Consider the following 9738-nt stretch of genomic DNA (forward strand, 5'->3'; position numbering starts at 1 on the left):
GATCAGCGCGCTGACCTGCCACGCCGCGACCGCCGCGGGGATCGACCCCGACCGGATCAAGTTCAAGCGCACTGTCAGGATCATCCGGGACCGGGTCGCCACCGACCCGGCTTTTTCCCCCTGACCAGCGGGCACACACCCAGGGCGAGATCGCCACCGACATCACCCGACCGACCCGGCTCAACACCCGCCGCGAACGCACCTACCCCCACGTCGTCCGCCGCGCCCGCCACAACCAGTACCCGGTCAAGAAACCCGGCCAGCGCGGCCTCCGCCACCACGCCCCGCCCACGATCAGGCTCGCCAACCCCGTGAAACCCCAGATAGCAGCTTGATCAACTTAGCGGAAGTGGCATTGAGCCTTGGCCACAACACTCTGATGCGGACATATTGTCCGCACAAGAGAAGGCTTTGACGGGACGAAAGGGGTGGCCCGCTCGTGCCGCACCCTTTCGGTCTACGACGGCCCCACCGTACCGCTTCGTACCGCACCAGGACGAACACACCCTGCCCCGACCTCGGCCGTCAGCCCGGATCAGGCCCCCTACCTGCGGAAATACTGTCCGCGACCGCCCGAGCGGCCATGCCCAGATCGGGGGCCCGGGTGATCGGACGGCCCACCACGACCAGGTCGGCACCCGCTTCCAGGGCCTCGCCCGGGGTCGCGATCCGGGCCTGATCGGCGGCCTCCGCACCCACCGGACGCACACCCGGCGTGATGAGAGTCACGTTGCCACCGAGCTCCGAACGGACCATTCGTACCTCCCGCGGGCTGCACACAAGGGTCCGCGCGCCGGCCTCGACGGCGAGCACCGCGAGGCGCCGCACGGCGTCGTCCGGCGGCCCGGCGAGCCCGACGGCCGCCAGCGCGGCGGCGTCCAGCGAGGTGAGGACGGTCACAACGGCCACCTCGACGTCGGGGGCGGCCTCGATCGCCGCACGTATCATCGCCGCCCCCCCGGACGCGTGGACCGTGACGAAGCGAGGAAGCAACGTGGCGACCGACCGCATGCCACCGGCGACCGTTGCCGGAATGTCATGCAGCTTCAGATCGAGGAACAGGTCCAGATCGTCGAGCAGGCCCGCCTCCCGCAGGTCCGCCACGATCCCCGGGCCCGCCCGGTAGAACAGCTCCAGCCCGATCTTGAGCACCGCCGCCGACGGCGCCACCGCCGCGGCCCAGCGCAGCGCCGTCGCCCCGTCCGGCGCGTCCAGCGCGACCGCCAGCGGCGCCCGACCGGCGGGTGGCAGGTAGCGTGCCGCGCCGCTCACCGGACCGGCTCCGCCGGCACTTCGGCGGCCGGCGCGGACGGCGCGGACGGCGCGGACGGCGCGGCGAGCCCACCGCCGTCGTCCCACGCCTCACGCAGGGCAGTGTGGTACTCCTGCAGCGGCCGGACCCCGAGCTCGCCGCGCACCAGCGCCTCGATCCCCTGCACGCAGGCGGCCGCGCCCTGGATGGTGGTGATGCACGGCACCCCGGCGGCCACGCAGGCGGTGCGGATCTCGTAGCCGTCCAGCCGCGGCCCGACCCCCCACGGCGTGTTGATGACCAGGTCGATCTGCCCGGAGGTGATCATCTCCACACAGTCAAGCAGCCCCTCGGTGGGCGAGCGGTGCTTGCCGAGGACGACGGCCTTGACCCCGTTGCGCCGCAGCACCTCGGCGGTCCCCTCGGTGGCGTAGACGACGAACCCGAGGTCGGCGAGCCGCTTGATCGGGAAGATCATCGCCCGCTTGTCCCGGTTCGCCACCGACACGAACACCCGGCCGTAGGTGGGCAGCGAGGCGTACGCGGCGGCCTGCGACTTGGCGTAGGCGGTGCCGAAGCCGTCGTCGATGCCCATCACCTCGCCGGTGGACTTCATCTCCGGGCCGAGGACGGTGTCGACCCCGCGCCCGCCCGCGTCCCGGAACCGGCCGAACGGCAGCACCGCCTCCTTGACCGCGATGTGCGAGTCCAGCGGCAGGCTGGCGCCGTCCCCGACGGCCGGCAGCAGCCCCTCGACGCGCAGCTCGCCGATGGTCGCCCCGAGCATCACCCGGGCGGCGGCCTTCGCCAGCGGCACGGTCGTCGCCTTCGACACGAACGGCACCGTCCGCGACGCCCGTGGGTTGGCCTCCAGCACGTACAGCACGTCGGACTGCAGCGCGTACTGCACGTTGAGCAGCCCCCGCACGCCGACCCCGCGCGCGATCGCCTCGGTGGACACCCGGATCCGCTCGAGCTCCGAGCGACCGAGCGTGATCGGCGGCAGCGCGCAGGCCGAATCGCCCGAGTGCACCCCGGCCTCCTCGATGTGCTCCATCACCCCGGCGAGGTAGAGCGTCTCGCCGTCGTAGAGGGCGTCGACGTCGATCTCGACGGCGTCGTCGAGGAACCGGTCGACGAGCACCGGGTGCTCCGGCGAGATGGCGGTGGCCCGCTCGATGTAGTCGCGCAGCATGCCGTCGTCGTAGACGATCTCCATGCCGCGTCCGCCGAGCACGTAGGACGGGCGTACCAGCACCGGATAGCCGACCCGCTCCGCGACCGTGCGCGCCTCGGCGAACGACGTAGCCACCCCGTGCGGCGGGGAGGGCAGGTCGGCGGCGGCGAGCACCCGGCCGAACAGGCCGCGGTCCTCGGCGAGATGGATCGCCGAGGGCGGGGTGCCGACGATCGGCACGCCGGCGTCGGCCAGCGCCGCGGCGATCCCCAGCGGCGTCTGCCCACCGAGCTGCACGATCACCCCGGCGAGCGGCCCGGCCTCGGACTCGGCGTGCACGACCTCGAGCACGTCCTCGACCGTCAGCGGCTCGACGTAGAGCCGGTCGGCGGTGTCGTAGTCGGTGGACACCGTCTCCGGGTTGCAGTTGACCATGACGGTCTCGAACCCGGCGTCGGACAGCGCCATCACCGCGTGGCAGCAGGCGTAGTCGAACTCGATGCCCTGGCCGATGCGGTTCGGCCCGGAGCCGAGCACGATCACCCGCTGCCGCCCGCTGGGCGCGACCTCGGACTCCTCGTCGTAGGCCGAGTAGTGGTACGGCGTCTCGGAGGCGAACTCGGCGGCACAGGTGTCGACGGTCTTGAACACCGGGCGGATGCCGGCGCGGTGCCGGAACGCCCGGACGACGTCCTCCTTGGTTTCGAGGATCTCGGCGAGCTGCGCGTCGGAGAAGCCGGCGCGCTTGGCCCGGCGGATGCCGTCCGGGTCGCGACTCACCGTGGCCGCGATCTCGTTGAGGTAGACGAGCTGGTCGACGAACCACGGGTCGATGCCGGTGACCCGGCTGACCTCGTCCGGCTCGGCGCCGGCGAGCAGCGCCTGCTGGACGAGCCGCAACCGCCCGTCGTGCGGCACCCGCGCCGACTCCAGCAGTGTGGCCGCGTCCTCGTCCGGCGCGGTGAAGCCGAACACCGAGCCCGCGGACTCCATCGAGCGCAGCGCCTTCTGCAGCGCCTCGGCGAAGCTGCGCCCCACCCCCATCGCCTCGCCGACCGACTTCATCGTCGTCGTGAGCGTCGGGTCGGCGCCGGGGAACTTCTCGAACGCGAACCGCGGCACCTTCACCACGACGTAGTCGAGCGTCGGCTCGAAGGCGGCGGGCGTGGTGCGGGTGATGTCGTTGGGGATCTCGTCGAGGGTGTAGCCAAGCGCCAGCTTCGCCGAGATCTTGGCGATCGGGAAGCCGGTGGCCTTCGACGCCAGCGCCGACGAGCGCGAGACCCGCGGGTTCATCTCGATGACGATCTGACGGCCCGTCGCCGGGTTCACGGCGAACTGGATGTTGCAGCCTCCGGCGTCGACGCCGACCGCCCGCATCACCGCGATCGACATGTCCCGCATCCGCTGGTACTCACGGTCGGTCAGCGTCATCGCCGGGGCGACGGTGATCGAGTCACCGGTGTGCACGCCCATCGGGTCGACGTTCTCGATGGAGCAGACGACGACCACGTTGTCGGCGCGGTCGCGCATCAGCTCCAGCTCGAACTCCTTCCAGCCGAGTACCGACTCCTCGACGAGCACCTCGGTGGACGGGCTCGCCGACAGCCCGTCGGCGGCCATCCGGGTGAGCTCGGCGACGTCGTGGGCGAAGCCGCTGCCCGCGCCGCCGAGGGTGAAGCTCGGCCGCACGACCACCGGGTAGGAGAACTCGTCCCCCGCGGCCAGACACTCCTCGACGGTGTGGCAGATGGCGCTGCGCGCGGTCTCGCCGCCGACCGAGGCGACGACGTCCTTGAACGCCTGGCGGTCCTCACCGGCCCGGATCGCGTCGATGTTCGCGCCGATCAGCCGCACCCCGAAGCGCTCCAGCACGCCGGCGTCGTGCAGGGCGACGGCGGTGTTCAGCGCCGTCTGGCCGCCCATGGTGGCGAGGATCGCGTCCGGGCGCTCCCGGTCGATGATCTTCGTCACGATCTCCGGGGTGATCGGCTCGATGTAGGTCGCGTCGGCCAGCTCCGGGTCTGTCATGATCGTGGCCGGGTTGCTGTTGACCAGGATGACCCGCAGACCCTCGGCCCGCAGGACCCGGCACGCCTGGGTGCCGGAGTAGTCGAACTCGCACGCCTGCCCGATGACGATCGGCCCGGAGCCGATCACCAGGACGCTGGCGAGGTCGTCGCGCCGCGGCATCAGGACTCCCCTCCGCTGGCCGCGGCGCGGGCGCGGCGGGTGTCGGCCATCAGGTCACGGAACCGCTCGAACAGCGGCGCCGCGTCGTGCGGCCCCGGCGCCGCCTCCGGATGGAACTGCACGCTGAAGGCCGGCACGTCCAGGCACTCCAGTCCCTCGACGACGTCGTCGTTGAGGCCGATGTGGCTGGCCACGACCCGGCCGAACTCGGTGTCCGCGGCCCCGTCACGGGGCACCCGCACGGCGAAGCCGTGGTTCTGGCTGGTGACCGCGATACGGCCGGTGGCAACGTCGCCGACCGGCTGGTTCACCCCGCGATGGCCGTAGGTCAGCTTGTAGGTGTCGAAGCCCAGCGCCCGGGCCAGCACCTGGTGGCCGAAGCAGATCCCGAACACCGGCACGCCCGCGCGCAGCACCGTGCGCAGCGCGTCGACGGCGTAGTCGGCGGTCGCCGGGTCGCCCGGCCCGTTGGACAGGAACACCCCGTCCGGGTTCAGCGCCAGCAGTTCCTCGCCGGTGGTGCGGGCCGGCAGCACCCGCACCTCGCAGCCGAGCGCGGCCAGCGCCGCCGGGGTGGCCCGCTTGATGCCGAGGTCCAGCGCGGCGACGGTGAACAGCGCCGCGTCCCCGGCCGCGGGCACCACGTACGGCTCCGTCGTCGAGACCAGCGGCGCGAGGTCCGCGCCCACCATCTCCGGCGACCTGCGCACCCGCTCCAGCAGCCCAGCGGGCTCCTCCTCACCCAGCACACTGCTGATGCCGCAGCGCATCGCGCCGCGCTCGCGCAGGTGCCGGGTCAGCGCCCGGGTGTCGATGCCGCTGATGCCGACGATCCCGGCGGCGGCGAGCTCGTCGTCGAGGCGCCCGCGCGAGCGCCAGTTCGACGGCCGGCGCGCCGGGTCGCGCACCACGAACCCGGCGACCTGGATCCGCTCGGACTCGTAGTCCTCGTCGTTGACGCCGGTGTTGCCGATGTGCGGCGCGGTCATGATGACGATCTGGCCGTGGAACGACGGGTCGGAGATCGTCTCCTGGTAGCCGGTCATGCCGGTGGAGAACACGGCCTCGCCGAACGTCTCGCCGAGCGCGCCGTACGCCTCGCCGGTGAAGCTGCGGCCGTCCTCGAGCATGAGCACGGCGCGGGTCGAGGTGAGGGTGCTCACCGATCCTCCTTCAGCCTGCGTACCTCACCGAGCGGCGAGGTCAACGGGTCGACCGGTGACCGGCCGGGGTCGGGGTCGGGGTAGCGCGGATCGGCGGGGCGAGCACCGCCGTGGCGGCGCTCCCCCGGATAGCGCTCGTCCTGGCGCCTGTCATCGGCGCGGCGCGGCTCGGCACGGCGCTCGCCGCGGCGCAACCGGGGCGCGGACCGGATGGCCGGCATCTCCTGGGTGGGCTGGCCGGAGCCCGGCCGCGGCGGCCGCAGCCGGGGCGGGCGGATCCGCGGCACGGCGTGCGGGGAGGTGATGTCGCCCTTGGCCAGGTGTGCCGGCGGCGGGCCGATCAGGTCGTGCACGGCGCGCACGACCTTGGGCTGGCGGGCCCGGTCCTCGCCGCGAAAGCCCGTCTCCAGCTCGTGCCCGACGTACGACCAGGCGATGACGATCAGCCGGCCAGGCGCCGACACCTTGCCGGCGTGCGCCCGCTCGAGACGCGCGCCGCGCACGGCCTCCCGCGGGATCCAGAAGGCGTCATTGCCGCGGTCGATCCGCACGCCCGTCTCGTAGACGCTGACATAGCCGCCGTCACGCCCACCGAGACCGCGCGCGGCGATCCACTCGAGCCAGTGGCCGGCGTCGACGGTCCCGAGGTACATCCCGCGCAGCGGCGCGGCGAGCACCGTGCCGGGCTCCGCCGGCGGCTCGGGCAGCTCGGGCAGGTCCTCCTCCTGGCGCTCGGCCCGGCTGCGCCAGGCCCGGCGCATCACCCCGACCACCGCCACCAGCAGCAACAGCAACCCGATAACGAGCAGCGCGTGCAGGCCCAGGCGACTCGACCCGCCACCAGCGGCGAGGGGGACCGCCGCGGAGGCGGACAGCGAAACAGTCATACGATCTTCCCGTCGAGCACGGTGGGCCGGCCCCGCAGGAACGTGGCGCGGATCGTTCCCGGCAGGGACCGCCCCGCATAGGGTGTGTTGCGGCTGCGGCTGGCGAGCGCGTCCGCCTCGACCACCCGCCATGGTGACGGGTCGAGGAGTGTGACGGTCGCGGGCGCGCCCACCGCTATGGAACTCCCCGCGTCCGCGGCGGGGCTCGGCAGCCCTCCGATGCGGGCCGGGGCGAGCGCCATCCGCTCGGCGACGCCGGCCCAGTCGAGGCGCCCGGCGATGACCATCGTCTCCATCACCACCGACAGCGCGGTCTGCAGGCCGAGCATGCCGGGACGGGCCGCGGCCCACTCGGTCTCCTTGTCCTCCAGCGCGTGGGGGGCGTGGTCGGTGGCCACACAGTCGATGGTCCCGTCGGCGAGGCCGGCGCGCAGCGCGGCGACGTCCTCGGCGGTGCGCAGCGGCGGGTTGACCTTGAACACCGGGTCGTAGGACTCGACCAGGTCGTCGGTGAGCAGCAGGTGGTGCGGGGTGACCTCGGCGGTGACCTGCCAGCCCTTCGCCTTCGCCCACCGGATGATCTCCACCGAGCCGGCGGTCGAGACGTGGCAGACGTGCAGGCGGGAGCCGACGTGCCCGGCCAGCAGCGCGTCCCGGGCGATGATCGCCTCCTCGGCGACCGCCGGCCAGCCGGGCAGCCCGAGCCGGGCGGCGACGACGCCCTCGTTCATCTGGGCGCCCACGGTCAGCCGCGGCTCCTCGGCGTGCTGGGCGACCACGCCGTCGAACGCCTTGACATACTCCAGCGCCCGGCGCATGAGCAGCGCGTCGGACACGCAGTGCCCGTCGTCGGAGAACACCCGCACCCCGGCGGCGGAGGTCGCCATCGCGCCGAGCTCGGCGAGGCGCTGGCCGGCGAGCCCGACGGTGACCGCGCCGACCGGCCGCACGTCGCAGTGCCCGGCGTCCAGGCCCAGGCGCCACACCTGCTCGACGACGCCGGCGGTGTCGGCGACCGGGTTGGTGTTCGCCATCGCGAACACGGTGGTGTAGCCGCCGAGCGCGGCGGCGCGGGTGCCGGACTCGACCGTCTCGGCGTCCTCGCGGCCCGGCTCACGCAGATGGGTGTGCAGGTCGACGAGCCCGGGCAGCAGGATCAGCCCGTCCGCGTCGAGGAACGCGGTGCCCGGCGGCAGCCCGTCCGAATCCGGTCCGGTCGACCCGGCCGGCCGCCAGGCGGCCACCACGCCGTCCGCGAGCAGCACATCCACGGGCTCGCCCCCCAACGGGCGAACGCGCCGCAGTACCCATGCGGTACCAGCATCCCCAGCCATCACGCGACCTCCCCGGACCCGCCGCCGAGCAGCAGGTACAACACGGCCATCCGTACGCTCACCCCGTTCGCGACCTGTTCCACGATCGTCGACCGCGCCGAGTCGGCGACCTGCGAGGCGATCTCCATCCCGCGCACCATCGGGCCCGGGTGCATGACCAGCGCGTGCTCGGGCAGGGTCGCCGCGCGGTCGACGTCCAGGCCGTAGCGGCGGCTGTACTCCCGCTCGGTCGGGAAGAACGCCGCCGACATCCGCTCCCGCTGGACCCGCAGCATCATGACCACGTCACTCTTCGGCAGCACCGCGTCGAGGTCGTACGACACCTGCACCGGCCACGACGAGACACCGAGAGGCAACAGCGTCGGCGGAGCGACCACCGTCACACTGGCACCCAGGGTGGTCAGCAGCCAGACGTTGGACCGGGCCACCCGGGAATGCAGCACGTCGCCGACGATGGTGACACTGAGCCCGTCCACCCGGCCCAGCCGGCGGCGCATCGTGAACGCGTCGAGCAGGGCCTGGGTGGGGTGCTCGTGAGTACCGTCGCCCGCGTTGACGACGCTGCCCCGCACCCAGGTCGCCAGCCGGTGCGACGCGCCGCTGGCGCCATGCCGGCAGACCACCGCGTCGGCGCCCATCGCCTCCAGGGTCTGCGCGGTGTCCTTCAGGCTTTCACCCTTCGACACGCTTGACCCGCGCGCCGAAAAATTGATCACATCGGCCGACAGTCTCTTGGCGGCTACCTCGAAGGACGTGCGGGTACGGGTGGAATCCTCGAAGAACAGGTTGACCACGGTGCGCCCGCGCAGGGTCGGCAGCTTGCGCACCGACGCCTCGGCGACCCGCGCCATCCGCTCGGCCGTGTCGAGTACCAGCAGCGCGTCCTCGCGGCTGAGGTCCTCGGTCGACAGCAGGTGTCCCTTCACGTCCGCTCTCCGTTCCCCGCCGTCATGCCTGCTCGCCGGGTCATGCCTGCTCGCCGGGATCGGCCGCGCCCTCGGGCGACACGATGAGCACGCCGTCGGCGCCGTCGATCTCCCGCAGCCGGACGGCCACCGACTCGCGGCGCGAGGTCGGCATGTTCTTGCCCACGTAGTCGGCGCGGATCGGCAGCTCGCGGTGGCCCCGGTCGACGAGGACGGCGAGCTGCACGGACCGCGGGCGCCCGTAGGCGGCCAGCGCGTCGAGGGCGGCGCGCACCGTGCGCCCGGAATAGAGGACGTCGTCGACGAGGATCACCACCCGGCCGTCGACGCCGCCGTCGGGGATCTCGGTCACCTCGAGGGGGCGGACCCCGCGCAGTCGCAGATCGTCGCGATACATGGTCGGGTCGAGGGACCCGACTGGAAGATCCACACCCTCCACGGCGTGTACGCGCCGTGCCAGACGGTGCGCGAGAGGTACCCCACGGGTGGGTATACCGAGCAGGACGACACCGGCACCACCGGAGGTCTTCTCGAGGATCTGGTGCGCCATCCGGCTGACGATCCGGGTGATGTCGTCGGCGGACAGTACTGTCCGGGCTACGCCGGGACGGCGCGATGCGGGGTCGCTCGCGGCGGCAGGCGCCACGCGGCATCCCTCCTTCCCCGCCTCACGGGACGGTCCTTAAAGGAGCGGTCCCAGCGACGTTACCAGGGCACTCCGGGCGTGTGAGGGACTCGCGGCGGACCCGCCGGGTGCACCGGGCGGGGGCGCGGCGAGTCCCTCACACGCCCGGAGTGCCCTGGTA

At 72.8% G+C, this 9738-nt stretch carries 7 protein-coding genes; all 7 read right to left on the minus strand.

Features of this window, described 5'->3' with window-relative positions; genetic code table 11:
- Nucleotides 1-525 precede the first annotated feature (525 nt).
- The 7 genes from pyrF to pyrR are packed head-to-tail and all read right to left on the minus strand — an operon-like array spanning nt 526 to nt 9578.
- Nucleotides 526-1272, minus strand: coding sequence for an orotidine-5'-phosphate decarboxylase (pyrF, locus tag C1A33_RS13770; RefSeq protein WP_101831920.1), 747 nt, complete (start codon nt 1270-1272; stop codon nt 526-528).
- Nucleotides 1269-4622 (minus strand): carbamoyl-phosphate synthase large subunit, encoded by a 3354-nt coding sequence (carB, locus tag C1A33_RS13775; protein ID WP_101831915.1) that lies wholly within the window; start codon nt 4620-4622, stop codon nt 1269-1271. Before carB ends, pyrF begins: the two co-directional genes overlap by 4 nt.
- A complete protein-coding gene (carA, locus tag C1A33_RS13780) occupies nt 4622-5752 on the minus strand; it encodes a glutamine-hydrolyzing carbamoyl-phosphate synthase small subunit (protein WP_101831921.1) in 1131 nt (376 codons plus the stop codon). Before carA ends, carB begins: the two co-directional genes overlap by 1 nt.
- A gap of 29 nt (nt 5753-5781) precedes the next feature.
- Nucleotides 5782-6672, minus strand: a complete 891-nt coding sequence (locus tag C1A33_RS13785; protein ID WP_101831916.1) for a PH-like domain-containing protein — start codon at nt 6670-6672, stop codon at nt 5782-5784.
- The gene (locus tag C1A33_RS13790) at nt 6669-8006 is read right to left on the minus strand and encodes a dihydroorotase (protein WP_101831917.1); all 1338 of its coding nucleotides are present in this window, start codon (nt 8004-8006) and stop codon (nt 6669-6671) included. Before C1A33_RS13790 ends, C1A33_RS13785 begins: the two co-directional genes overlap by 4 nt.
- Nucleotides 8006-8932 carry an aspartate carbamoyltransferase catalytic subunit gene (locus tag C1A33_RS13795; protein WP_101831918.1) on the minus strand — a complete coding sequence of 309 codons (927 nt, stop codon included), beginning with the start codon at nt 8930-8932 and terminating at the stop codon, nt 8006-8008. Before C1A33_RS13795 ends, C1A33_RS13790 begins: the two co-directional genes overlap by 1 nt.
- 40 nt (nt 8933-8972) lie before the next feature.
- Nucleotides 8973-9578 carry a bifunctional pyr operon transcriptional regulator/uracil phosphoribosyltransferase PyrR gene (pyrR, locus tag C1A33_RS13800; protein WP_101831919.1) on the minus strand — a complete coding sequence of 202 codons (606 nt, stop codon included), beginning with the start codon at nt 9576-9578 and terminating at the stop codon, nt 8973-8975.
- Nucleotides 9579-9738: the final 160 nt, after the last annotated feature.

Origin of the sequence: Frankia canadensis, from assembly GCF_900197875.1 — a bacterium.
GTDB lineage: Bacteria > Actinomycetota > Actinomycetes > Frankiales > Frankiaceae > Frankia > Frankia canadensis.

Coding starts and splice junctions, on each gene's coding strand:
- carB (WP_101831915.1), bottom strand. CDS start 4,622: ATGCCGCGGCGCGACGACCTCGCCAGCGTCCTGGTGATCGGCTCCGGG.
- carA (WP_101831921.1), bottom strand. CDS start 5,752: ATGCTCGAGGACGGCCGCAGCTTCACCGGCGAGGCGTACGGCGCGCTC.
- C1A33_RS13785 (WP_101831916.1), bottom strand. CDS start 6,672: ATGACTGTTTCGCTGTCCGCCTCCGCGGCGGTCCCCCTCGCCGCTGGT.
- C1A33_RS13790 (WP_101831917.1), bottom strand. CDS start 8,006: ATGGCTGGGGATGCTGGTACCGCATGGGTACTGCGGCGCGTTCGCCCG.